This is a genomic window from Pseudarthrobacter sp. HLT1-3 (assembly GCF_059383535.1).
This window is the reverse complement of sequence record NZ_JBWZCJ010000006.1, coordinates 1-23,282: the sequence shown is the minus strand read 5'-3', so window position 1 is coordinate 23,282 and position 23,282 is coordinate 1. Positions and strand designations below refer to the sequence as shown.

18 protein-coding genes are annotated in these 23,282 nt (G+C 68.3%); 9 read left to right on the top strand and 9 right to left on the bottom strand.

Going from position 1 to position 23,282, the window contains the following annotated elements:
- Positions 1-11: 11 nt before the first annotated feature.
- A complete protein-coding gene (gene pepN / locus AC50X9_RS06980) occupies positions 12-2,639 on the bottom strand; it encodes an aminopeptidase N (protein WP_494891760.1) in 2,628 nt (875 codons plus the stop codon).
- A gap of 4 nt (positions 2,640-2,643) precedes the next feature.
- Complete coding sequence (locus tag AC50X9_RS06975) at positions 2,644-3,675, bottom strand: YeiH family protein (RefSeq protein ID WP_494891758.1); 1,032 nt, start codon at positions 3,673-3,675, stop codon at positions 2,644-2,646.
- A 230-nt stretch (positions 3,676-3,905) separates the two neighbouring features.
- Between AC50X9_RS06975 and AC50X9_RS06970 the strand changes: the two genes are divergently transcribed.
- The 3 genes from AC50X9_RS06970 (at position 3,906) to AC50X9_RS06960 (ending at position 7,312) form a co-directional block, all read left to right on the top strand.
- Positions 3,906-5,462 (top strand): circularly permuted type 2 ATP-grasp protein, encoded by a 1,557-nt coding sequence (locus tag AC50X9_RS06970; protein WP_494891756.1) that lies wholly within the window; start codon positions 3,906-3,908, stop codon positions 5,460-5,462.
- 75 nt (positions 5,463-5,537) lie between these two features.
- Positions 5,538-6,464, top strand: a complete 927-nt coding sequence (locus AC50X9_RS06965; RefSeq protein WP_494891754.1) for an alpha-E domain-containing protein — start codon at positions 5,538-5,540, stop codon at positions 6,462-6,464.
- Positions 6,461-7,312 (top strand): transglutaminase family protein, encoded by an 852-nt coding sequence (locus AC50X9_RS06960; RefSeq protein ID WP_494891752.1) that lies wholly within the window; start codon positions 6,461-6,463, stop codon positions 7,310-7,312. The genes AC50X9_RS06965 and AC50X9_RS06960 overlap by 4 nt, the downstream gene beginning before the upstream one ends.
- Positions 7,313-7,472: 160 nt before the next feature.
- Here the strand turns inward: AC50X9_RS06960 and AC50X9_RS06955 are convergent, their stop codons facing one another.
- Positions 7,473-7,973, bottom strand: coding sequence for a pyridoxamine 5'-phosphate oxidase family protein (locus tag AC50X9_RS06955; protein WP_494891750.1), 501 nt, complete (start codon positions 7,971-7,973; stop codon positions 7,473-7,475).
- Positions 7,974-8,153: 180 nt separating this feature from the next.
- On the opposite strand from AC50X9_RS06955, the gene AC50X9_RS06950 reads away from it, so the two are divergent.
- Complete coding sequence (locus AC50X9_RS06950) at positions 8,154-9,845, top strand: GAF domain-containing sensor histidine kinase (RefSeq protein ID WP_494891745.1); 1,692 nt, start codon at positions 8,154-8,156, stop codon at positions 9,843-9,845.
- Between the two features lie 138 nt (positions 9,846-9,983).
- Here the strand turns inward: AC50X9_RS06950 and AC50X9_RS06945 are convergent, their stop codons facing one another.
- Complete coding sequence (locus AC50X9_RS06945; RefSeq protein ID WP_494891741.1) at positions 9,984-10,712, bottom strand: response regulator; 729 nt, start codon at positions 10,710-10,712, stop codon at positions 9,984-9,986.
- Positions 10,713-11,105: 393 nt separating this feature from the next.
- On the opposite strand from AC50X9_RS06945, the gene AC50X9_RS06940 reads away from it, so the two are divergent.
- Complete coding sequence (locus AC50X9_RS06940; protein ID WP_494891739.1) at positions 11,106-11,561, top strand: universal stress protein; 456 nt, start codon at positions 11,106-11,108, stop codon at positions 11,559-11,561.
- Between the two features lies 1 nt (position 11,562).
- On the opposite strand, the gene AC50X9_RS06935 is transcribed toward AC50X9_RS06940, so the two are convergent.
- The 3 genes from AC50X9_RS06935 to glgC form a co-directional block, all read right to left on the bottom strand.
- Positions 11,563-12,033 carry a pyridoxamine 5'-phosphate oxidase family protein gene (locus AC50X9_RS06935; protein ID WP_494891737.1) on the bottom strand — a complete coding sequence of 157 codons (471 nt, stop codon included), beginning with the start codon at positions 12,031-12,033 and terminating at the stop codon, positions 11,563-11,565.
- Between the two features lie 90 nt (positions 12,034-12,123).
- The gene (locus AC50X9_RS06930; protein ID WP_494891735.1) at positions 12,124-13,587 is read right to left on the bottom strand and encodes an SDR family NAD(P)-dependent oxidoreductase; all 1,464 of its coding nucleotides are present in this window, start codon (positions 13,585-13,587) and stop codon (positions 12,124-12,126) included.
- A gap of 72 nt (positions 13,588-13,659) precedes the next feature.
- Entirely contained in the window at positions 13,660-15,075 is a 1,416-nt protein-coding gene (gene glgC, locus AC50X9_RS06925) for a glucose-1-phosphate adenylyltransferase (RefSeq protein WP_494892124.1), read from the bottom strand.
- A gap of 96 nt (positions 15,076-15,171) precedes the next feature.
- Here glgC and glgA point away from each other — a divergent pair, with 96 nt between their 5' ends.
- Positions 15,172-16,377, top strand: a complete 1,206-nt coding sequence (glgA, locus tag AC50X9_RS06920) for a glycogen synthase (RefSeq protein WP_494891733.1) — start codon at positions 15,172-15,174, stop codon at positions 16,375-16,377.
- A 96-nt stretch (positions 16,378-16,473) separates the two neighbouring features.
- Here the strand turns inward: glgA and AC50X9_RS06915 are convergent, their stop codons facing one another.
- Both AC50X9_RS06915 and AC50X9_RS06910 read right to left on the bottom strand, forming a co-directional pair.
- Complete coding sequence (locus tag AC50X9_RS06915) at positions 16,474-18,642, bottom strand: acyl-CoA dehydrogenase family protein (RefSeq protein ID WP_494891731.1); 2,169 nt, start codon at positions 18,640-18,642, stop codon at positions 16,474-16,476.
- On the bottom strand, positions 18,639-19,466 hold the full coding sequence (locus AC50X9_RS06910; protein WP_494891729.1) for a TetR/AcrR family transcriptional regulator: 828 nt from the start codon (positions 19,464-19,466) through the stop codon (positions 18,639-18,641). Before AC50X9_RS06910 ends, AC50X9_RS06915 begins: the two co-directional genes overlap by 4 nt.
- Positions 19,467-19,527: 61 nt before the next feature.
- On the opposite strand from AC50X9_RS06910, the gene AC50X9_RS06905 reads away from it, so the two are divergent.
- From AC50X9_RS06905 to AC50X9_RS06895, 3 genes are read left to right on the top strand one after another with little or no spacing between them, the layout of a single operon-like run.
- Positions 19,528-20,922 carry an acetyl-CoA C-acetyltransferase gene (locus tag AC50X9_RS06905; RefSeq protein ID WP_494891727.1) on the top strand — a complete coding sequence of 465 codons (1,395 nt, stop codon included), beginning with the start codon at positions 19,528-19,530 and terminating at the stop codon, positions 20,920-20,922.
- 9 nt (positions 20,923-20,931) lie between these two features.
- A complete protein-coding gene (locus tag AC50X9_RS06900) occupies positions 20,932-22,272 on the top strand; it encodes a 3-oxoacyl-ACP reductase (RefSeq protein ID WP_494891725.1) in 1,341 nt (446 codons plus the stop codon).
- Positions 22,269-23,183, top strand: coding sequence for a MaoC/PaaZ C-terminal domain-containing protein (locus AC50X9_RS06895; RefSeq protein WP_494891721.1), 915 nt, complete (start codon positions 22,269-22,271; stop codon positions 23,181-23,183). The genes AC50X9_RS06900 and AC50X9_RS06895 overlap by 4 nt, the downstream gene beginning before the upstream one ends.
- The last annotated feature ends 99 nt before the right edge of the window (positions 23,184-23,282 follow it).

Genomic DNA, 23,282 nt, shown 5'->3' with positions numbered 1-23,282 from the left:
GAAAAGGGCGGTTACGGAGCAGCCGATGGCGGGGTCGCGGGCAGCGCCTGGGCCCTCAGGGCGCGGAGCAGGTGGCTGCGCTGTTCGATGATGATGCGGCGCAGCGCCCGCGGTGCTCCCGGGTGCCCGGCCAGCCAGTCATCCGTGCGGACGATCACGGCGTGCGCCTCGGGGTCGCCGGCGTCCAGGTCCTGTCCCGCCGGGTAGAGGCCCCGGACGATCCGGCTGGCGATTTCGATGCTGCGCCCGGCCCAGACGTCCTCCAGGCAGTCGAAATAGGGGTCGATGAATCCACCCAGCAGCGGTGCCGGGCCCGTGCTGAAACCGGCGATCGTGGCGCTCAGCAGTTCGTTGGAGAGCGAGGCCCCGTGCACCGCCTCCTGCCAGGCTGCCTCCTTGACGGCCACATCGGGGCGGGCAGCGAGGGCGGTGGCATGCCCGGATTTACCGGCTGCAGTGTTGTCCCGGGCCAGTTCCCCGTCGAGCTGCCCGGCGGTGGCCCGCCCGTGGGCGGCCAGTGCGTGCCAGAGGTTCCACCGGAGCTCTGCATCCACGGACAGGCCCGCAAGGACCGTGCTGCCGTCCAGGATGCCGCGGAGCAGATCCAGCTGGCTGCCGTCGAAGCGGCTGGTCGCGGCAACCGTGCGCGCCCACGCCAGCTGCTGGTCGGAGCCCGGGGCGGCCCGATGCAGTTCGTCCGCGGCGAGGGACAGGAAGCCGCGGCGGACCGCGTCCCGGCCGGCCGCGGGCACGTAGCGTTCGATCGCCGTGGACGCGTTGCCCAGGACGTTGAGCAGCACACCAATTCCGGTTTCCGCGGCCGCGAAGCGCTGCACGGCATCCACATAGAGGGCCGCCGGGGTCACGGCGTCACGCGCCGAGTCCCAGAGGGCGGTCCAGCACAGGGCCCGGGCCATCGGATCGCTGAGCGCGCCCAGGGAGGTCCGCACGGTGGCCTCGGAGCGCGCGTCCAGCCGCACCTTGGCGTAGCTCAGGTCATCGTCGTTGACCAGCATCAGCTCCGGCCGCGGCTTCCCGGCCAGGGCCGCGACCTCGGTGCGGGCGCCGCTGATGTCGGTTTCGACGCTGTCGGTGCGGACCAGGGCGCCGTCGCTGTCCCGTCCGTACAGGCCGATCCGCAGCCGGTGCGGCCGCGGCTCCTGCCGGCCGGTCGCTGGATCCTCGGCGTCCTGGATCACGGTGACGGCGCCGAGCACGCCGTCGTTCTCCTCGATCTCGCTGGTCAGGGTGGAGATGCCGGAGGTCTGCAGCCATTGCCGGGCCCACTCCGCGAGGTCCCGGCCGGACGCGGCGCTGAGCGCTGCCAGCAGGTCAGCGAGCGTGGTGTTGCCGTAGGCGTGGTCCTTGAAGTAACGGCGTGAGCCGGCAACGAAGGCCTCGAAGCCCACGTAGGCGACGAGCTGCTTGAGCACCGAGGCGCCCTTTGCGTAGGTGATGCCGTCGAAATTCTGCTTGGCCGCCTCCAGATCGGGAATGTCGGCGACGATCGGGTGCGTCGTCGGCAGCTGGTCCTGCACATAGGCCCAGGCCTTGCGGTTGTTGGCGAAGTTCACCCAGGCTGTGGCCCAGTCTGTGGTGCGGTCCACGCCGAGGGTCCCCATGTAGTCCGCGAAGGATTCCTTGAGCCACAGGTCGTCCCACCACTGCATCGTGACGAGGTCGCCGAACCACATGTGGGCCATCTCGTGCAGCAGGGTGTTGGCGCGGGCCTGGTACTGCGAGTCGGCTGCCCGGGAGGTGAAGACATACTTCTCGGTGAAGGTCACCAGGCCCGGGTTTTCCATGGCGCCGAGGTTGTACTCGGGCACAAAGGCCTGCTCGTACTTTCCCCACGGGTACGGGAAGTCGAAGAGTTCGTTGAAGAAGTCCAGGCCGTTCCGGGTGAGCTCAAACAGTGCCTCGGGGTCGAAGGACGGCGCTATCGAGGCCCGGCAGTAAACGGCCAGCGGCACCTCGAGGCGGGTGCCGTCGTCGAGCGTCCCGCTCCAGGAGTCCTCGGCTTTGAAGTACGGGCCGGCCAGTACCGTCGTGATGTAGGTGGACATTGCCCTGGTGGGCGCGAAGTCCCACCGGCTGGTGGCCGGGTCGCTCGCGTGGGGCGTGCGCCCGGTCCCGATGCCGTTGGAGGACACCTGCCAGGCTGAGGGAGCCGTGACGTGGAAGGTGAATTCGGCCTTGAGGTCGGGCTGTTCGAAGTTGGCGAAGACCCGGCGGGCGTCGGCGGGCTCGTACTGCGTGTAGAGATAGCACTGGCCGTCCGCCGGGTCGACGAAGCGGTGCAGGCCTTCCCCGGAGGTGCTGTACAGCGCGGTTCCGGTGACCGAGACCTGGTTTTCCGCCTGGAGCTGGTCGAGCCGGATCCGGGAACCGTCCACGACCTCGGCGACGTCCAGTGCCTTGCCGTTGAGGACCACGCTGTGGACCTCGCTGCTGATGAAATCCAGGAATGTCGAGGCCCCGGGCTCACTGGCGGAGAAGCTGATGGTGCTGCGGCTCGGGTAGCCGGCGACCTCCGGATCCGCCGCCTGCCGGACGTCCAGCGAGACATCGTAGCTGTGGGTGGTGATCAGGGCTGAGCGGGTTGCGGCTTCATCACGGCGCAGGTTCTGGTTCGACACCCCGCTATCTAATCATGAGGAAAGCGGCGCCCAGCCCCAGCGCGGCGATCAGCAGCCAGGACGCCAGGGCGGCCAGCAGGGCCCGCGCTCCGGTGTGCAGCAGCTGCCCGACCCGGACCGCAGAGCCGAGGCCGAAAAGCGCCATCCCCAGCAGGAGGTCCTGGAGCACCGCCGCGGCGTCGAGGACGCCGGGGGAGAGCCAGCCCGTCGTGCGCAGGGCTGCCAGCGCAACGAAGCCGAGCACAAACAGCGGCACATGCGGCGGCCGCTTCAGCCCGGCACCGGTGACGGTGGTGCTGCGGTGGTGCAGCCCGGCGGCGGCGACCAGCGGCGCCAGCAGGATCACCCGGGTGAGTTTCACGACGACGGCGACCGCCAGCGCCGACGCCCCCGCGGTCTGCGCGGTGGCCACCACCTGTCCGACGTCGTGCACGGTGGCGCCCGCCCAGGCGCCAAATACTTCGGGTCCGAGTCCCAGCGGTTCGATGAGCAGGGGCAGCACGCCGATGGCCAGGGTTCCGCAGAGGGTCACAAGCGCCACCGGGAGCACGGTGTCGTGCTGCCGGATCCGGCGCGCCGCGGCCATCGCCCCGATTGCCGAGGCCCCGCAGATGGAAAAGCCGGTGGCAATCAGCAGCGCTACCGGCGGCGGCAGCCGGAACAGTCGGCTGATGCCGTAGGTTCCGGCGAAGGCGGCCAGAACCACGCCCGTGATCAGCAGCAGCGCCGCCCAGCCGAGACCGAGCACATCGATAAGACTGACCTTCAGGCCCAGCACCACAATCCCCGCGCGCATCAGGTGCTTGCCGGCGAAATCCAGCCCCGCCCGGCCCGGTCCGGCGGTCCAGTCCGCCAGCCCCGGGACGTTCGCGGCGAGCAGGCCTGCTGCGACCGCCAGGGTCATGGCCGGGAGCACGGGAACCAGGGAATGGACCGCGAGGGCGAGCACGACGGCGGCGGCTGCCGCCAGCAGGCCCGGCACCAGGTCCGGCAGCGGCCGGGCCCGGCGCAGCGGGTCGGGAGTATGGAAGGGCACGCATCTACCTTGCCGCACCAGTCCGGGAAAGCCGTCACCGCCGCGGCGGCCGCGCCGGTGCGGCCCCCGCCGCTCACCCCCGACGCTCCGCCCCCGACTGCGCCCGGCCGGGGCCCCCGATGCCTCACCCGGCCCGCCGCCCGACGAATTTGTTGCCGCCAGCCCGCCGGTGCCGCGCGCCTGCGGGTTTGGAAATGATCTGGCAACAAAAACGTGATTGTCTAGTGACCATGTCTGACCTATTCCAGGATTATTCCGTGGCCGCCGAGCGCACCGGCGCCTACGACGAGATGTTTACCCCCGGGCAACAGGCCCGGCAGTCTTACGGGCAGGTCGCCGATGCGCTGCGTGAGCTCTCGCTTGCTGATGTCACGGCCCGCGCCGATTCGATGGCCCGGACCTTCCTGGACCGCGGCGTCACTTTCGACTTTGCGGGGGAGGAACGGCCCTTCCCGCTCGACATCGTGCCCCGGGTCATCCCGGCCGACGAGTGGACCGTGCTGGAAAAGGGCGTGGCGCAGCGCGTCCGGGCCCTCGAGGCGTTCCTGAACGATGTCTACGACAAGATGGCCGTGGTCACCGACGGCGTCATCCCGCGCCAGCTCGTCACCACCAGCGCCCACTTCCACCGCCAGGTGCACGGCTTCGAGCCGGCCGGCGGCGTCCGCGTCCACATCTCCGGCATCGACGTCGTCCGCGACGCCGCCGGGACCTTCCGGGTCCTGGAGGACAACGTCCGGGTCCCCTCCGGCGTCAGCTATGTCCTGGAAAACCGCCGCGCGATGGCCAAGGGCCTGCCCGAAGCCTTCGGCCAGCAGCTCATCCGGCCGGTCGAGGAGTACCCCCGGCGGCTGCTGTCCGCCCTGCGGAAGACGGCACCGTCCGGCGTTGACGACCCCACCGTGGTCGTTCTCACCCCCGGCGTCTTTAACAGCGCCTACTTCGAGCACACCCTGCTCGCCGGCCTGATGGGCGTTGAACTCGTCGAGGGCCGGGACCTCATCTGCCGCGGCAACCGCGTCTACATGCGCACCACCGCCGGCGAACAGCGCGTGGACGTGATCTACAAACGCATCGACGACGAGTTCCTGGATCCGCTCCAGTTCCGGGCCGACTCCATGCTCGGCTGCCCGGGTCTGGTCAACGCCGCCCGCGCCGGCGGCGTGACCATCGCGAACGCCGTGGGCAACGGCGTCGCCGATGACAAGCTGGTCTACAGCTACGTCCCGGACCTGATCCGCTACTACCTCAATGAGGAACCCGTAATCGCCAACGTGGACACCTTCCGGCTGGAGGAAAAGGAAGCCCGGGAAGAGGTCCTGGACCGCCTGGCCGAACTTGTGGTCAAGCCCGTGGACGGTTCCGGCGGCAAGGGACTGGTGATCGGCCCCGATGCCTCCACCGACGAACTCGAAGCCCTGCGCAAGCGCGTCATCGCGGACCCCCGCGGCTGGATCGCACAGCCTGTGCTGCAGCTGTCCACGGTCCCCACGCTCAGCGGGGACAAATTCGGCCCCCGGCACGTGGACCTGCGCCCCTTCGCGGTCAACGACGGCGACGAGGTCTGGGTCCTGCCCGGCGGCCTGACCCGGGTGGCACTCAAGGAAGGCTCCCTGATCGTGAACTCCAGCCAGGGCGGCGGTTCCAAGGACACGTGGGTCCTGGCGGACTCCCCGGAGGTGCCGGTGGAGACCCTGCCGCGCCCGGCCATCACAGTCCGCGAACGGGTCTCGGTCTGGCCCGTCGAGAGCAACTGGCGCGACAGCCAGAAGGAGCAGCAGCAATGACCCGCGGCACGACATCGTCCCTGCTTCCGCTGACCTGCCCTTTTCAGATTTCCGATGCCCTGGAGGTAACCGCGAATGCTTAGCCGGATCGCCGAGTCACTGTTTTGGATCGGCCGCTACGTGGAACGGGCCGACGGCACCGCCCGGATCCTCGACGTCCACCTTGAGCGGCTCAACCACCTGCCGATGGAGGAACAGCGCGCCGTCGCGCAGGAACTCCTCGCCGTGATGGGCGCCCGGGCGCAGAGCGAAGACTTCGGCCTGCCCGAACTGCTCAACGCCCTCGCCTACGACAAGCACAGCGCCACCTCCATCGCCGGGTCGCTCGGCGCGGCCCGGGAGAACGCCCGCCGCGCCCGCGAAACGGTGTCCTCCGGACTCTGGGAAAGCCTTAACACCACGTATTACGGGCTGAACCAGCACCGCAAGGACGTCGTCGGCACCTACCGTTTCTGCAACTGGGTGCTGGAACGCACCGCCATGGTCAGCGGACTGGCCGACACCACTGTCAGCCATGACGACAGCTGGCTCTTCCTGGTCCTCGGCCGCTCGCTGGAACGCGCCGACATGACCGCGCGGATGCTCTCCACCCGGGACGTGCTCTCCGCCGGCATGTCCTGGGTGAACATGCTCCGCTGCGCCGGCGCCTATGAATCGTTCCTGCGGACCCGCCGGGCGGCCTTCGGCGACCAGCACGCCGCCGAGTTCCTCCTGCTGGACCGGTTGTTCCCCCGGTCCATCGTGTATGCGCTGCGTGACGCCGACGAGTGCCTCGCCAAGCTGGACCCCTCGGCCCAGCGCGTCGGCTTCATCAACGACGCCCGCCGGATCGTGGGCCAGGCCCGCACCTTCCTCGAGTTCCATCGCACCGACGACCTGATGTCTGAGCTGCCGGAACACATGGAACGCGTGCAGAAAGCCGTCTCGCAGGCCTCGGACGCCATTTCCCGTAAGTACTTCAATCAGGCCGACGAGCTGGCCTGGGTGGGAGAAGTTTCATGACCCGGCTGAGTATCGTCCACAAGACGGCGTACAAGTACAACAAACGGGTGACGCTGTCCTACAACGAGGCCCGCATGACGCCGCTGACGGATCCCCAGCAGGTGGTGCTGGAGTCCTCGCTGAAGGTCTCGCCGTCCCAGGCGGCGCTGAGCAGCTACCGCGACTACTGGGGCACCCGCGTCACCGGCTTCGACATGCAGATGCCGCACGAACACCTCGAGGTCCTGTCCACGACCACCGTGGAGGTGCACCGGTCGGAGCGGATCCCGGCGGAGGCGGACATCGTCGGCTGGGACGTGCTGGACGCCCCGGAGATCCTTAACAAGTTCAGCGACTGGATTCCGCAGTCGCAGCTCACCGGGCCCGGCACCGAGGTGCTCGGAATCGTTCCGGGGGTAGTGGAGGGCCGCAACCCGCACGAGGCCGCGCTGGCAGTCTTCGAATGGATGCGCGGGGAGATGACCTACATGACCGGCTCCACCGGTGTCACCACCAACGCGGAGCAGGCCTGGAACCAGCGCCAGGGCGTCTGCCAGGACCTGGCGCACCTCGCCATCGGTGCGCTCCGCAGCCGCGGCATCCCGGCCCGCTATGTCTCCGGGTACCTGCACCCGCGGTCGACGGCGGCCCTCGGCGAGACGGTCGCCGGGCAGTCACACGCCTGGCTGGAATGGTGGGACGGCGAATGGCGCAGCTGGGATCCCACCAACCACAAGCCGGCCGGGGATTTCCACGTCACCGTGGCGAGGGGCCGCGACTACCGGGACGTGCCCCCGCTGAAGGGCATCCTGTCCGGCGGAGGCGGCTCCGGGCTCTGCGTAACCGTGGAGATCACCCGCCTGGCCTGATTCCAGGCGGGGCCTGATTCCCGGCGCGGGCTGATTCCCGTCTGACCGCATTTACCGCCTGGGCCGATCCCGCCGCGGGCCCGGCGATGCGCCAAGACTCCACAGCTGCTCTCAGGACTCAGAGCAGCACGGTCTGATAGCGCACCGGGGCCGGCAGTGGCTATTCGAGTCCGGAGCGGGTCGCGTCGTCCAGCGGTGTCCACCAGGTCAGCGGCGGAACCACCTTGAACCGGCGCCCGGTAACGGTGTCCGGAGTGATCCTGACGAAGTGCTCCTTTTTGCCCGCCTGCCAGGGAAACAGCAGGAGTCCCACGGTGTCCAGGACCTCCTGCTGGTTCTGCACGGGCGCGGCCTGGCCCTTGACCACCACACTCCATGCGATGCCGCTGTCCGCGTCGACGCCGTCGGCCTCCACCGCCACCGGGGTATCGCCCGTGGCGGCCTGGAGTTTGGTGCCATCAGCCGTGCGGAACACCAGGGAGCCGTGGTCCACCTTGTAGTTGATCGGGAAGATGTCGGGGTGGTCGTCGACCCAGACCGCCAGCCGGCCCACGCTGACGCTGCGTAACAGCCGCCAGCATTCGTGGTGGTCAAGGTTCTCGACGTCATGGGGCCGCTGGTCTTTGCGCTGGGATGCGCCCTGGTTTGGATCAGTACTCATGCGCGAGAGCCTACGCCAAGCCGGCCGCGGCGGGGTAGGGGAGAAGGTCACAATCCCGGGACCAGCAGTCCCGGTTCTGGGGCCTTTGCGGCTGCGACGGGGTATTCTGGCATCACGATCGTCAGTGCCGACGATTGTTTGTGTTCGTTGTAGTGAATGGGGGCCATCAGCATGCATTCCATGCAGGAACGTCCGGACCAGACTGCCGACGGACCCCAGCCCAAGATTGACAGTGTGCTCAAGGGGTTTGTCTCCAGGGCCGAGGAACTGCTCCAGTCCCAGGAACGGATGGCCGGGCTGCTGGAAGCCGTCGTCGCCGTCGCCGAGGACCTCAGCCTCGACGCGGTACTGGAACGCGTGGTGCAATCCGCCTGCCGGCTGCTGCATGCCCGCTATGGTGCCCTGGGCGTTATCGGGGACGACCGCGCGCTCAGCCACTTCATTACGGTCGGCATCGATGAACCACTAGCCCACCGCATCGGGCCGCTGCCAACCGGCCACGGCGTCCTGGGCTTGCTGATTACCGAACCGCGCCCACTGAGGCTCCATGACCTGCGCAGACATCCGGAAGCCTACGGTTTCCCGGCGAACCATCCGCCGATGAAGTCCTTCCTCGGCGTCCCCGTGCGCGTCCGGGACGTGGTCTTCGGCAACCTGTACCTGACGGAGAAGGAAGACGGCAGCGACTTCACGGCCGAGGACGAGGGGCTGGCCGTCGCGCTGGCGGCCGCCGCGGGGGTTGCGATTGAAAATGCCCGGCTCTACGACGATGCCAGGCGCCGCGCGCGCTGGCTGGAAGCCTGCATGGACGTGTCCGGGCTGATGCTCAGCAGCGACCGCGACTACACCGCCAGCGGGCTGGATCCCATCGCCAGCCGGGCGTTGCAGGAGTCAGGATCCCACCTGGCGCTGCTGGTGGCCCCGGCGGGGGGCGGTCACGGCCACATCGTCACCGGCGTCGCGGGTCAACGCAGTCCGCAGTTCAGCGGACGCTCGCTGATGCTGGATTCACCGTTGCTGGAGGGTGTCCTCGACGGCGGGGAACCTTTGGTGCTCGCCGACGCGTCCGCCCTGCTCGGGGAGATCGACGGCGGGATCAGCGGGCCGCTGCTGGCGGTGGCACTGAGTACCCAGGGCGCGCATCACGGGCTCCTGCTGCTGGTCCGGGACCCGGAGTCGCTGCCCTACGCCCGGACGGATATCGAGATGGGGGCGGTGTTTGGTTCCCATGTGGCCCTCGCGCTGGAACTTGCCCGGGTCCACCGGCTTCGCGAGGAGCTGCTGGTCTTCACCGACCGGGACAGGATCGCCCGGGACCTTCACGACCTGGTGATCCAGCGGCTGTTCGCGGCCGGGCTGAGCGTCCAGAGCCTGACCCGCTTCACCAAGGATGAGCTGGCCACCGAGCGGATCCGCAACATCACCGGCGAGCTGGACGAGGCGATCCGCAGCCTGCGGGACACGATCTACTCGCTCAAGAGCAGCAGTGGCGACACGGAACTGTTGAGCGGCCGGATCCGGCGGGTGACCCGCAGTTCCGCGAAGTCCATGCCGTTCACGCCGCGCCTGACCATCACGGGGCCGGTGGACGCGGTCACTCCGGACAAGGCCGACAATGTCGTCGCCGTGGTTTCCGAGGGCCTCAGCAACGCCATCAGGCATTCCGGCGCGGATACCATCTCGGTCTCAGTGGGCGTCGTGAAGGGCAAGGTGACGGTGGTTATCACAGACAACGGTGCCGGCTTCGCCGAACCGGAGAAGCGCCGCGGCCTGGCCAACCTGGAGGACCGCGCCCGGATGCTGGACGGGGAATGCACCATCATCAGCGCGCCGGACGAAGGCACCAGCCTTGAGTGGTCGGTGCCCCTTTAGCCCGGCGCCCCTTTTAGTCCGGGCGCCCCTTTAGCTGCCGCTTCAGCCGGTGCCCTTTTGCCGGGTGCCCCAGCCGGGTGCCACTTTGCCCTGCGCCGATGCAGTACCGCGCGCGGGGCGGCGCGGGACGGCAGCGGGCTAGCGGACCTTGTGCGTGTGGTTTCCGTCGGCGTGGCCTCCGGCCGGTACCGGGGACGTCGGGCCGGCGATGAACACGGCGGCCTGGGTCCGGCGCTCGAAGCCGAGCTTGGCGAGCAGTGAGGAGACGTAGTTTTTGACCGTCTTCTCGGCGAGGAACATTTCCGCGGCAATCTGCCGGTTGGTGAGCCCACCGCCGACCAGCTCCAGTACCCGGCGCTCCTGCGGGGTGAGTGACGACGTCCGGGGGTCCACCTCCTCGGCCTCCACCAGGCTGTCAACGATGCCGGCGGCGACGCCCTCCGCGAACAGCGACTCACCGGCGGCGGCCCGGCGAAGTGCCCCGATCAGGTCGGTGCCTCCGATTTCCTTCAGGACATAGCCGCTCGCGCCCGCCAGTACGGCGCCGCGCAGGGCCTGTTCGTCGTCGAAACTCGTCAGGATGATGCAATTCAGCGAGGGGTCCACGGAGCGTACATCGCGGCATACCTCAATTCCCGTGCCGTCCGGGAGCCGGGCATCGAGGACACACACATCAGGGTGCAGAGCGGGGATGCGGCGGGTTGCTTCCACGGCGGAACCCGAACTTCCCACCACGAGGAAGCCCTCGCCCTCCAGGAGCTCCTGCAGCCCGCGCCTGACGAGTTCGTGGTCATCCAGGATGAAGACGCGGATGACGGCTTGCGCCCCGTCTGGTGCCGTGGGACCTGCGTCTGCCCAAGCAATCATAATTCTCCTGTCCGGCGGCTTGCGCTGCCCTGTCTGGTGCGGTGCCCCGGTTGCTCCCCGCAGCTCAAAGGAGTGTGTAAGCGGGTCGTTCCTTGTGACTCCATTGTCGTCTATTACCGCCGTCGCCGCTGACTCCCTGCTCTCGGTTGTCCGGTCCCGTTGTCCTGTCCCGTTGTCCTGTCGGGTTGCCCGGTCTCCGTTGTCCGGTCCCGGAGGCGGTAGCGTTCCCGACGACTGCAATGTTCCTCCCGGCCACCGCGCCCCGGCAAGGGTCCTTGGTCCCATCGGGCCGGGCCCACAGCATCAGTCCCCATGACTTTTGGCCCTAGCCGTGCCAGGTACCGGGCGGCATTGTAGGCTGGACTCGCGAGCCGTACGACGAAGGGATCTGCCATGACCGAAGCCAGGGACATACGCACCATTGTGGTTGGAGTTGACGGTTCTGAGGCGTCAGTGGAGGCGCTGCGCCAGGCACAGACCCTTGCCGTGCCGCTCTCGGCCACGCTGGTGGCGCTGGCCAGCTGGGACGTTCCTCCGGTCTACGACGGCTACGTCGCCATGGGCATCGATGATTTTGACGTACGTGCGAAGGAGATCCTGCAGGAGACGGTGCAGAAAGCGTTCGGGGCCGAAACCCCGGCCAACGTCGAGTCACGCCTCGTGCAGGGGCACCCGCGGCATACGCTGATCGAGGCCAGCCGGGACGCCGACATGGTGGTCGTCGGACGCCGCGGGCACGGGGGATTCGGCGGAATGCTGATCGGGTCCGTGAGTTCGGCCCTGGTGGCCCACGCCCACTGCCCCGTACTGGTTGTCCACTCCCCGGCCAAGGCCAGGGCCGCCAAGTAGCCTATTCGAACGACGCCCGGCGGGGATCGGAGAGCCGGGTGTTCCACAGGTCCGGGTTGTTGACCTTGAACCTCCGCCCGGTCAGTGCCTTGGGCGAGAGCCTCAGGTAGTAGTCCTTGTCGCCGGGCTGCCACGGTTCGAGGAGCAGGGCGTCGACGGCGTCCTTCTCCTGCTGGTTCTCAATGACCTGCGCCTCGCCGCGGGCAACCACACTCCAGGCCTGCCCTTCGTGGGCGTCATAACCGTCGATTTCGAAGGCGACAGGTTTGGCCGTCATCGCGGCCCACAGTTTGGTGCCGCCGGCGGTGCGGAAGACAATCGAGCGGCGCTCCAGCGCGAAGTTCACCGGAAAAATCTCCGGGTGCCCGTCGACGATCAGGGCGATCCGGCCAACGACCTCGGTAGAGAGCAGCACCCAGCACTGGTCAAGGGACAGTTCGAAATCGGGCGCAGGGGTCGTCTCTGTATTCATGTGGACCCACGTTACGTACTGTCCCGGCTCCTCATTAGGGCCATAAGGCCCGTAGCCTGCACCGGCAGCCGATGGTAAGGGGTTGAACCGCTACCAGGGGCTCGGCTTGTAGTCCTTCAGGAAGACGCCGAACTGGTCCTCGCCTGACTCGCCCATCACGATGGGGTCGTAGACGCGGGCCGCCCCGTCGACGAGGTCCAGGGGGGCGTGGAACCCTTCCTCCATCAGACGAACCTTGGTGTGGTGCGGGCGCTCATCCGTGATCCAGCCGGTGTCCACGGCGGTCATCAGGATTCCGTCGGCGTCCAGCAACTCCTGGGCGCTGGTCCTGGTCATCATGTTCAGCGCCGCTTTGGCCATATTGGTGTGCGGGTGACCCGGGCCCTTGTAGGCACGGGAGAACTGGCCTTCCATGGCGCTGACGTTCACGATGTACTTCCGCCGCGCGGTGGACCGCTTCATCGCCCCGCGGAGCCGGCTGACCAGCAGGAACGGCGCCGTCACGTTGCACAGCTGGACTTCGAGCATCTCGAGGGGATCCACTTCGTCCACCACCTGGGTCCAGCTGTTGATGCCGGCCAGGTCCGGGACGAGGCCGCCGGCGTCGATCGCAGTGCCGGCAGCGATACGCTCCAGCGACGCGGAGCCGGTGGACAGCGCCAGCGAGGTGATCGCGTCCCCGGCCAGCACCGGGTGCTCCAGGACGGTGCCCGCCAGGGCCAGCGGGTGCTTGTCGTGGGCATGGCCGAAGGTCACGAGTTCCGGGCCGCCGTTGGCAGCCTGAAGGGCGGCGGGGAGGGGCTCGTCCTCTGCGTCGACCAGCGGCTTGTACGCGTTGCCGGAGCGGCGCACGGTCTGGGCCGCGTTGTTGATGATGATGTCCAGCGGGCCCGCGGCGTCCAGTGTGTCGGTCAGCGCCATCACCTGGGACGGATCGCGCAGGTCAATGCCGACGATCCGCAGCCGGTGCAGCCACTCGCTGCTGTCCTCCATGGCGCCGAAGCGCCGCGCCGCGTCCTTGGGGAAGCGGGTGGTGATGGTGGTGTGGGCGCCATCGCGGAGCAGCCGCAGCGCAATGTACATGCCGATCTTGGCCCGGCCGCCGGTCAGCAGCGCCCGGCGCCCGGTCAGGTCCGTCCGGGCGTCCCGCTTGCTGTGGCTGAAGACGGCGCATTCCGGACACAGCTGATGGTAAAAGGCATCCACCTGGGTGTAGTGCTGTTTGCAGATATAGCAGGGCCTGGACTTGATCAGGTGCCCGGCGATGCTCCCGGTCGTGGAGGGGGCGAGTTTGTTGCCGCGGGTTTCGTCGTCGATCCGGTCCGGAGCCGCCGTCGCCGTCTGGGAAATGACGGCGCGGTCCGCGTCAGCGATCAGATCACGTTTGCTGACCCGCCGGTGCCGTTTGACCGCCTTGAACATCTTGCCGGTGGCGCGGCGCACCAGCACGTAGTCCGGGTGCTCCTCGTCGTAGGCGTGGATGCTGTTCAGGACCTTCAGGCAGGCCTGGATTTCCTCGGGGGTCAGGTCGGACGGAGAATCGGGGGAGCTCATTGCCCCAATTTTACAGCCTGCGGGGAGCCCGGACCGACGCCGGTGCCGGGCTCCCGCTGCGGTGAATCCGGATCAGGGGGCTTCGGCTGACCGCGGAGCCGCGACGCCGACGGCGGCGGCCTGGACTTCCGCCACCTTGTCCACGGATTCCCGCAGCGCGGGCCAGTTTTCCGTGGCTGCCTTGACCGCATCCGGCACCAGGATCAGGTTGGCCGCCGACAGCGCGCGCTCGTCCTCGCCGGGCTCCGGGACGAACTGTCCCTTCGACAGGACGGTGATGCCGGAGTCGGTGACCTTGTAGCCGCGGGCGCGGTCCAGTTCGTGGTCGAGTCCGATTGCGGCGCCGGCCGGGACTTTGACGTTCTTGTCGATGATGGCGCGCTTGACGACGGCACCGGCACCAATGTTGACCTTGTCCATCAGCACCGAATCGAGGACCCGGCTGGAGGTGCCGACGTAGACGTCGTTGGACAGCACAGAGCCTTCCACGATGCCGCCGGAAATCACAGTACCGCTGGCGACGATCGAATCCAGGGCTGTGCCGACAGTGTTTTTCTCGCCGCGGACGAACTTGGCCGGCGGGGAGATGCTCTGCCGGGTGTAGATCGGCCATTCGGAGTTGTAGAGATTGAACACCGGGACCGGCGAAATAAGGTCCATGTGCGCGTCGTAGAACGAATCGATGGTGCCGACGTCGCGCCAGTACGTGCGGTCGCGGTCGGTGGAGCCGGGGATCTCGTTCAGGGTGAAGTCGTAGACGCCCGCTTCGCCCTTGTCGACGAAGTAGGGGATGATGTCCCCGCCCATGTCGTGCTTGGTGTCCAACCGCTCGGCGTCGACGTGCAGGGCCTCGACGAGCGCGTCGGCGTCGAAGACGTAGTTGCCCATGGACGCGAGGAACTGGGAGGGGTCGGCGGCCAGCCCCGGCGTGGAGGACGGCTTCTCCACGAAGGCCGCGATCTTCTCCGGGTTGTTTTGGTCCACTTCGATGACCCCGAACTGGTCCGCCATGTGCAACGGCTGGCGGACGGCCGCAACGGTCGCCTTGGCGCCGCTGGCGACGTGCTGGTCAACCATCTGGGCGAAGTCCATCCGGTAGACGTGATCGGCGCCGACGACGACGACGATGTCCGGGTTGGCGTCGTGGATCAGGTTCAGGGACTGGTAGATGGCGTTGGCGCTGCCGAGGAACCAGCTCTTGCCGACGCGCTGCTGCGCGGGGACGGAGGCGATGTAATTGCCCAGCTGCGTGGACATCCGCCAGGTCTCGGAAATATGGCGGTCCAGGCTGTGGGATTTGTACTGCGTCAGGACAACTATCTGCAAATAGCGTGAATTGACCAGGTTGGACAATGCAAAGTCAATAAGCCGGTAACTTCCAGCGAACGGGACGCCGGGTTTGGCCCGGTCCGCCGTCAATGGCATGAGCCGGTTTCCCTCGCCACCTGCGAGGACAATGGCCAAAACTTTCTTAGTCGGCATGGTGATCGCTCCTGAACGCCTTTGTACTTCCCCAAAACAGTCCGGCACGCCCGAACGTCTTCACACTAGATCAGTTCCACCGTAACGACTACCTTGGGGTTTGTGCGTATAGACATTGTGACCAAAGAATTCCCGCCCGAAATCTATGGCGGCGCCGGGGTCCACGTGGCCGAGCTCAGCAGGGTGCTGGCCCACCACGTGGATCTGCAGGTGCGTGCCTTTGGCGCGCCCCGTGAGCCGAAGTACCACGGGGCGACGGTGACGTCCTACGCGGTGCCCGAGGACCTCGGCGGGGCGAACGCCGCGGTGCAGACCCTGGGAGTTGATCTGCGGATCGTCCCCGACATCGCCGGCGCGGACCTGGTGCATTCGCACACCTGGTACGCCAACATGGCGGGGCACATCGCGTCGTTGCTGCACGGGATTCCCCATGTGCTCAGCGCCCACAGCCTGGAACCGCTCCGCCCCTGGAAAGCCGAGCAGCTCGGCGGCGGCTACGCCCTGTCCTCCTGGGTGGAAAAAACCGCCTACGAAGCCGCGGCCGCCATCATCGCCGTGTCCGAGGGGATGCGCCAGGACATCCTCCGCAGCTACCCCGAGGTGGACCCGGCCAAGGTCAAGGTGGTGCACAACGGCATCGACGTGAGCCTCTGGAACCGGGACGAGGACGACGACGTCGTCCGGGCCCTGGGGATTGACCCGGCGCGGCCGAGCGTGGTCTTCGTGGGACGCAACACCCGCCAGAAGGGTGTGCCCTACCTGCTCCGCGCGGCCGCCAAGCTGCCGGCCGAGGTCCAGCTGGTGCTGTGCCTCGGTGCCGCCGACACCCCGGAACTGGCAGCGGAAACCGCCCGACTGATCGAGCAGCTGCAGACCCAGCGCAGCGGTGTGATTCTGGTGGAGCGGATGCTGCCGCGCAACGAACTCATCCAGGTCCTCAGCCACGCGACAGCGTTCGCCTGCCCGTCGATCTACGAGCCGCTCGGCATCGTCAACCTGGAGGCAATGGCCTGCGGCGCCGCCGTCGTGGCGAGTGCCACCGGCGGGATCCCGGAGGTTGTCCAGCATGGCGAGACCGGTCTGCTGGTGGACATCGAGCAGGTCACGGACGGGACCGGCACCCCGCTGGATCCGGAGAAGTTCGTCACCGAATTCGCCGCCGCCCTGACCGAGGTCGTGTCCGATCCGGCCCGGGCCCGCGCGATGGGCCAGGCCGGCCGCCGCCGGGCCGAGGAACATTTCTCCTGGGAATCCATCACGGAAACCACCCTTGAGGTGTACCGCTCGGTCCTTCCCCAGGGTTCCTGACCCCCGGCGAGAGGACTAAAGAGCAGCCGTCGTTGTCTTCCGGCGGGGTCAGGCGCCGCCCCGGCTCAGGGGCGGCGGCGTCGTCTTCCGGCCGGGTCAGGCGCCACGCTTCTTGATTCCCTGTGACTTAGTCCCGTGGACCTGGCGGGCCAGCAGGATCTTCTCGTCCACCGGAGCGTCGCCGCTGGCACGCTGCGCGCGGGAGTGCGCGCGGGCCTCGTCCTGGCGGACCTTCTCGGCACCGGTGGCAATCTCGGCGCGCAGGTGCTCGGGGCCGAAGCCGAACGCGTCGACCAGGTCCAGGGCATGCGGGCGGATCTTTACGAGCAACCGGTTGATGTAGTCGCCCACTGTGCGGGCACGCTGCATCGAAAGCCGGCCGTTCATCAGGTACCAGGACAGGTTCTCCTCGATCAGGGAGAGCCCGAAGAGGTCGCGGAGCCAGGTCAGGACCTTCCGGGTGCCCGGGTCCGTGACCTTGTTCAGGGCCTCGGTGAACGCCTCCCACTGCAGCAGTTCAGCGTGTGCCTGGGCCGCTTCGATGAGCTCGTTCTGGTGGCTGTTGAACAACGCCGCCCCCTGCTGTTGCGGCAACTTCCCGGCGCCCTTCAGGGCCGAGCCGACCTCGGCGACCATGGTCTGCACCCGGTCGGTCAGCAGCGCCCGCTGGCTCGCTTCGTCCTTGATCGCGATGGCAGCCTTCTGCACTGAACCGGTGTCCGCCATGAACTGCGCGACGCCGCGTAGGCCGGTCCGGTGGAGGGCGGCGCCGGTGGCCTGGCCGACCACGTAGCGGGCGAGAACGCCGAAGTTCACGTTCCGGAATTCCTTGGCGTAGTCGGCCAGCAGCCGCTTGGCAACCAACTGCAGCAGGACGGTGTTGTCACCTTCGAAGGTGGCATAGACATCCAGGTCGGCGCGCAGCGAGGCAAAGCGGTTCTCGATCAGGAAGCCGGCGCCGCCGCAGGCCTCGCGGCACTCCTGCAGGGTGTCGAGCGCGTGCCAGGTGCTGAGCGGCTTGAGCGCCGCCGCGAGGGTTTCCAGGTCCTGGCGGTCCTCGTCGGTGTCCGCGCGGCCGGAGAAGACGTCGTCGAACTTCTGCAGCAGCTGCTCGCTCGCGAACCCGGCGGCGTAGGTCCGGGCCAGCCGGGTGAACAGCCGGCGCTGGTGTCGCTGGTAGTCCAGCAGCACTTCCTCGTCGGTCTGCGAGGAGGCGTTGAACTGGCGGCGTTCGGTGGCGTACTGGATGGCTGTTTTCAGCGCCAGCTTGGACGCCGTGACCGCCGCGCCGTCGAGCGAGACGCGGCCCTGCACCAGGGTGCCGAGCATGGTGAAGAAGCGGCGGCCCGGGCTGGCGATGGGGGAGCTGTAGCTGCCGTCGGCGTCGACGTTGCCGTACCGGTTCAGCAGGTTGGTGCGGGGGATCCGCACATGCGTGAAGTGCAGGCGGCCGTTGTCGATGCCGTTCAGGCCGCCCTTGACACCGTCGTCCTCGCCGCCGATGCCCGGCAGGAATTCCTTCGTGTCGGGATCGCGGAGGTCCAGGTAGAAGGCATGGACACCGTGGTTCACATTCTTTGTCACGAGCTGGGCGAAAACGACGGCGGCAAGGCCGTCGACGGCGGCGTTTCCGATGTAGTCCTTCCACGCGGCCCGGAACGGCGTGTGGAGTTCGAATTCCTCGGTGGCGGGGTCATACGTGGCGGTCGTGGCGATGCTGGCGACGTCGGAGCCGTGCCCTGTCTCCGTCATGGCAAAGCAGCCCGGGATGTCCAGATTCATGATGCCGGGCAGCCACTTCTGGTGGTGCTCCTCGGTGCCCAGATGGCTGACGGCGGAGCCGAACAGGCCCCACTGGACGCCGGCCTTGATCTGCAGGGACGGGTCGGCGATGACGAGCTCCTGGAAGCCGGCCACGTTGCCGCCGTGCTCGTCGCTGCCGCCGACGGACGCCGGGAAGGCGCGGTGCACGGCGCCGTTCTCCACCAGGATCTTCAGCTGGCCGAAGGCACGCTGGCGGTGTTCGGTGTGGGTCAGACCCTCGGTCTTGTGCAGTTCCGGCCGGCCGGCCAGGGCCCGTGCGGTGCGGCGGGTGTCGGCCCACTTTCCGAGCAGCAGCTCGCCCAGCGCCTCGACGTCGACGGCGGGGGCCGCGGCCCGCGCCCCGGGTGTGGCCGCCTGGCGTTGCTCAAGAGGTGCGGGGGCCGGCTTTGAGGCAGGGGTGTTCCTGGCGGCGCCAGCACGGCGGTCGGCTAGTTCGGTCATGTCGTTTCCTTCGTTGGTTCTGACAAGGAGGTTGGTTCTGACGTTGGTTCTGACAAGGACTGTGGTGAAGTCGGGGCGGGCTGTTGCGCCAGGGCGGGCTGTTGCGCCAGGGCGGGCGCCGCGCGGAGCTCCGGAGCGATGCCGAGGCACAGCCAGTCGGTAATCTGGCGTGCCATCGCCTCCTGGTCCGGCTTGGACGGGGAGGCCGGGCTGGCGAGCCATTGTTCGCCGGCGTTCCGGACCAGGCCGATGGCAGCGTTCGGCCAGTATCCGATCACGGCCTCGCGCCCGGCGGAGTCGCCAAGGTGGTTTCGCATCGGCCGGGCGATCATGTCGCTGATCGACGCAAAGAAGTGGCCGAGCGCACCCGCGGTGGCGATGGTTCCGTTCGCGGCCTCTGCCTCACCCGGGGTGTAGCGGGTCACGAAGGTGTACACGTTGGGACTGGTTTCAGCCATTTGCAGGTAGGCCGAAACCATCGCGAACAGTCCCTCACGGGGTGTCTGGGCGCTCTGCGCGGCTTCCTGGATGCGCCGCTGCATCTGGCTCAGCACCACTTCGCCCACGGCCTGCTGCAGTCCGGCCTTGTCCCCGAAATACCGGTAGAACACCGATTTCGAGGTACCCGCCGCCGCCGCGATGTCCTCCATCGAAGCGTCGCTGCCGAGCGCATGCACCGCCTTGCGGGCTGACTTGATCAGTTCCCGGCGGCGTTCCTCCCGGTGCGACTGCCAGCGCGAGGTGCGGCCGTCCACACTGCCGGCGCCGTCGGCAGCGGGGCCCGACGCGTTTCCGCCGGGAAGGCCAGTCTGGGGGATGTTCACGATACCCAGCGTATCAGGTACGCTGGGTATCGGTAACCGCTTTGATCAAAGGAGACAGCCCATGTCCGTCCACGGACAGTCCGCACCCGGACCAAAGGAAACGACCCCCGCTGCGGCTGCGCCAGCAGAAGACGCAGCCGCCACAGAATCCGGGGCGCCCCGACTCCGCAAGGCGGTCATTGTCGGCGGCAACCGCATCCCGTTTGCCCGGACCGGGGGCGCCTACACGAAGTCCTCCAACCAGGACATGCTGACCGCGGCGCTGGACGGCCTGATCGCCCGGTTCGGCCTGCAGGACGAGCGGATCGGGGAAGTGGCCGCCGGCGCCGTACTCAAGCATTCCCGTGACTTCAACCTGACCCGCGAAGCCGTGCTCGGCTCCGCGCTGTCAGCGGAAACCCCTGCTTACGACCTGCAGCAGGCGTGCGCCACGGGGTTGGAAACCGTCCTCGGTTTGGCCAACAAGATCAAGCTGGGACAGATCGAGTCGGCCATCGCCGGCGGCGTCGACTCCGCCTCGGACGCCCCGATCGCCGTGAGCGAAGGACTGCGCCAGGCGCTCCTTGACTTGAACCGTGCCAAGACGCTTCCGCAACGCCTGCAGGTCCTGAGCCGCCTCCGGCCCAAGGACCTCGCACCGGACGCCCCGAACACCGGCGAGCCGCGCACCGGCCTGTCCATGGGCGAGCACCAGGCGCTCACCACATCACAGTGGAAAATCACCCGGGAGGCGCAGGATGAACTCGCCTTCAACAGCCACCACAACCTGGCTGCCGCCTACGACGCCGGCTTCTTCGACGACCTGCTCACTCCGTACCGCGGACTCAGCCGGGACTCCAACCTGCGCGCCGACACCAGCCTTGAGAAGCTGGCCACGCTCAAACCCGTCTTCGGCAAGAACCTGGGCGCCGCGGCGACCATGACGGCCGGCAACTCCACACCGTTGACCGACGGCGCCTCCACCGTGCTGCTCGGCTCCGAGGAGTGGGCCGATGCCCACGACCTGCCCAAGCTGGCCACCGTCGTCGACGGCGAGGCGGCGGCCGTCGATTTCGTCCACGGCAAGGACGGCCTCCTGATGGCGCCGGCTTTCGCCGTGCCGCGGCTGTTGGCCCGCAACGGGCTCAGCCTCGACGACATCGACTTCTTCGAAATCCATGAGGCCTTCGCCGGTACCGTGCTGAGCACCCTGGCCGCGTGGGAGGACGAGGAGTTCGGCCGCAGCCGGCTGGGCCTGGAGGGGGCCTTCGGCAGCATCGACCGGTCCAAGCTCAACGTCAACGGGTCCTCCCTGGCGGCCGGCCACCCCTTCGCGGCCACCGGCGGACGGATCGTCGCCTCGCTCGCGAAGATGCTGCACGCCAAGGGCCGCGTGGACGGCCGCCCGGCGCGCGGCCTGATCTCCATCTGCGCCGCCGGCGGACAGGGTGTCGTCGCTATTCTTGAAGCACACTAGGGGGACCCGATGACGGACAAGTACACCCAACTGGTCAGCAAGGGCCTCGGCAAGGACATCGCCAGGAAACTCGGGCTGCCCCAGCCGGTGGTGCTGCGGCGCCACCAGCCGGGCCAGCCGCTGATCACCGGCCCGGTCCTGGTCCAGGGCACGGGCAACGGCGCTGATGAGCTGGCCTCGGCCCTGCTGGGCTGGCAGCTCGATGTGCGCCGCCATGCGGTGCCCCGGGAAAAGCTGGGCGCCATCATCCTCGTGCTGGACGAACTGGAGCGCCCGGAGGACCTGGCGAAGCCGGTCCTCACCGCCGCAGCCTCACTCCGTGACCTGGCGCCCAACGCCCGCGTCATCACGGTCTCCCGCTCCGCCGCTGACGCCGCGGACCCGGCAGCAGCGGCCGCCCGCCAGGGTGTCGACGGACTGCTCCGCTCGCTGGCCAAGGAGCTCCGCGCCGGCGCCACCGGAAACGGCGTCCTGCTCGCCGGCAGCGCAGCTACCACCAGCCCCAGCACGCTCGGGGCCCTCGGGTTTTTCCTGTCCGGCCGCTCGGCGTTTGTCGACGGGCAGTTCCTGACCGTCAGTTCCGCCGACGGGCAACTGCCGGCCGACACCGGAAAGCCACTGGCGGGCAAGGTCGCGGTCGTGACCGGAGCCGCCCGCGGCATCGGCGCCGCGATCGCCCGCACGCTCTACCGTGACGGCGCTACGCTCGTCGTCGTCGACATCCCCGCGGCCGGGGACCACCTCGCCGCCGTGGCCAACGAGGTGCACGGCACCGCGCTGCAGCTGGATATCAGCCGCGAGGACGCCGGGCAGCGGATCATCGAGCACGCCGTGGAACGTCATGGTCGCCTGGACGTCGTGATCCACAACGCCGGCATCACCCGGGACAAGCTGCTCGCCAACATGGACGAAGGCCGCTGGAACTCGGTGCTTGCGGTCAACATCGCGGCGCAGCTTCGAATCAACGAGGCGCTGCTGGCCTCCGAGCACTTCCGGAACTCGCCGCGGATCGTGTCCGTGGCCTCCACCAGCGGCATTGCCGGCAACCGCGGCCAGACCAACTATGCCGCCTCAAAGGGCGGTGTGATGGGCATGGTCCGGGCCACGGCACCGCTGATCGGCGCGCGCGGCGGCTCGATCAACGCCGTCGCCCCGGGCTTCATCGAGACGGAGATGACCGCGAAAATCCCGTTTGCCACCCGGGAGATCGCCCGCCGGCTGAACTCCCTGCAGCAGGGCGGACAGCCCGGTGACGTTGCCGAGGCCATCGCGTTCCTGGCCAGCGACGCGGCCGGCGGTATCTCGGGCGAAGTCCTGCGGGTCTGCGGGCAGAACCTGGTCGGAGCATGACCGCTTCGCAGCCCCTCATCCTGGGCGAACTGCCGTCGCTGTCGAAGCTGTACCTCAACGCGGCAGCCACCGCGGCCAGGCGCAGGGTATTTCTGGGCACGAATGCCGGCGCCGGGCTCCCGGCAGCACGGCACGAGGTCCGCGACGTGAAGGCGCCGGTGGAGAACCTCACGGCGTACCAGCACCTGATCGGCGAGACCGCGAGCGATGTCCTGCCGGCCGGTTTTATCCACGCGCTGGCGTTCCCGCTGGCCATGAGTGTGATGACCCGGGACGATTTCCCGCTGCCGCTGCTGGGCATGATCCACCTCAAAAACCGGGTGGTGCAGTCCGCGCCCATCCGTTTCACCGAGGCGCTGGACGTCCGGGCCTGGGCGGAGAACCTGCGCGGGCACCGGTCCGGCAGCCAGCTGGACCTCGTCACAGAGGTGCGCGGCGCGGGGGAGGACGAGGTCCGCTGGCGCGGTGTCTCCAGCTATCTGGCGAAGGGCGTGTTCCTGCCGGGAATCGACAAGCCCACGGCTGCCGTGGCTCCGGCGGGATTTTCGGTGCCGGACCCGACCGCATTGTGGCAGCTGGGCGTGGACACGGGACGCGCCTACGCTGCCGTGTCCGGCGACTTCAACCCGATCCACCTGAGTGTTCTCTCGGCAAAGGCCCTGGGGCTTCGCCGGTCGATCGCGCACGGCATGTATCTGGCGTCGAGGGCACTGGCGGACGTGGGTGCCGCCAAGGGCGACGCGTTCCGCTGGGAAGTGTCCTTCGAGGCGCCGGTTTTCCTGCCGGCCCGGGTGGCACTGGATATCAGCACCGTGCAGGCGGCTGACGGGGCGTGGCAGCGCTCCGACTATGTCGCTTGGAACTCCCGTTCCGGGCGCAAGCACTTCAGCGGCACGGTCGCCGCGCTCTAGACGATATGAAGTGAGGGGTGCGGGGCCCCCAGCCCCGTCCGGGACCGGGCCATTATCGCCGGGTCGGCCCGGCAGCGCCGGCTTTGGTGTAGTCCGTGC

Bases quoted from the DNA above. Each gene is read 5' to 3' on its own strand.
- AC50X9_RS06965 (WP_494891754.1), top strand. From the start codon at position 5,538: ATGCTTAGCCGGATCGCCGAGTCACTGTTTTGGATCGGCCGCTACGTG.
- AC50X9_RS06970 (WP_494891756.1), top strand. From the start codon at position 3,906: ATGTCTGACCTATTCCAGGATTATTCCGTGGCCGCCGAGCGCACCGGC.
- AC50X9_RS06945 (WP_494891741.1), bottom strand. From the start codon at position 10,712: ATGATTGCTTGGGCAGACGCAGGTCCCACGGCACCAGACGGGGCGCAA.
- AC50X9_RS06940 (WP_494891739.1), top strand. From the start codon at position 11,106: ATGACCGAAGCCAGGGACATACGCACCATTGTGGTTGGAGTTGACGGT.
- AC50X9_RS06895 (WP_494891721.1), top strand. From the start codon at position 22,269: ATGACCGCTTCGCAGCCCCTCATCCTGGGCGAACTGCCGTCGCTGTCG.
- AC50X9_RS06960 (WP_494891752.1), top strand. From the start codon at position 6,461: ATGACCCGGCTGAGTATCGTCCACAAGACGGCGTACAAGTACAACAAA.
- AC50X9_RS06955 (WP_494891750.1), bottom strand. From the start codon at position 7,973: ATGAGTACTGATCCAAACCAGGGCGCATCCCAGCGCAAAGACCAGCGG.
- AC50X9_RS06900 (WP_494891725.1), top strand. From the start codon at position 20,932: ATGACGGACAAGTACACCCAACTGGTCAGCAAGGGCCTCGGCAAGGAC.
- AC50X9_RS06915 (WP_494891731.1), bottom strand. From the start codon at position 18,642: ATGACCGAACTAGCCGACCGCCGTGCTGGCGCCGCCAGGAACACCCCT.
- AC50X9_RS06950 (WP_494891745.1), top strand. From the start codon at position 8,154: ATGCAGGAACGTCCGGACCAGACTGCCGACGGACCCCAGCCCAAGATT.
- AC50X9_RS06935 (WP_494891737.1), bottom strand. From the start codon at position 12,033: ATGAATACAGAGACGACCCCTGCGCCCGATTTCGAACTGTCCCTTGAC.
- AC50X9_RS06930 (WP_494891735.1), bottom strand. From the start codon at position 13,587: ATGAGCTCCCCCGATTCTCCGTCCGACCTGACCCCCGAGGAAATCCAG.
- AC50X9_RS06905 (WP_494891727.1), top strand. From the start codon at position 19,528: ATGTCCGTCCACGGACAGTCCGCACCCGGACCAAAGGAAACGACCCCC.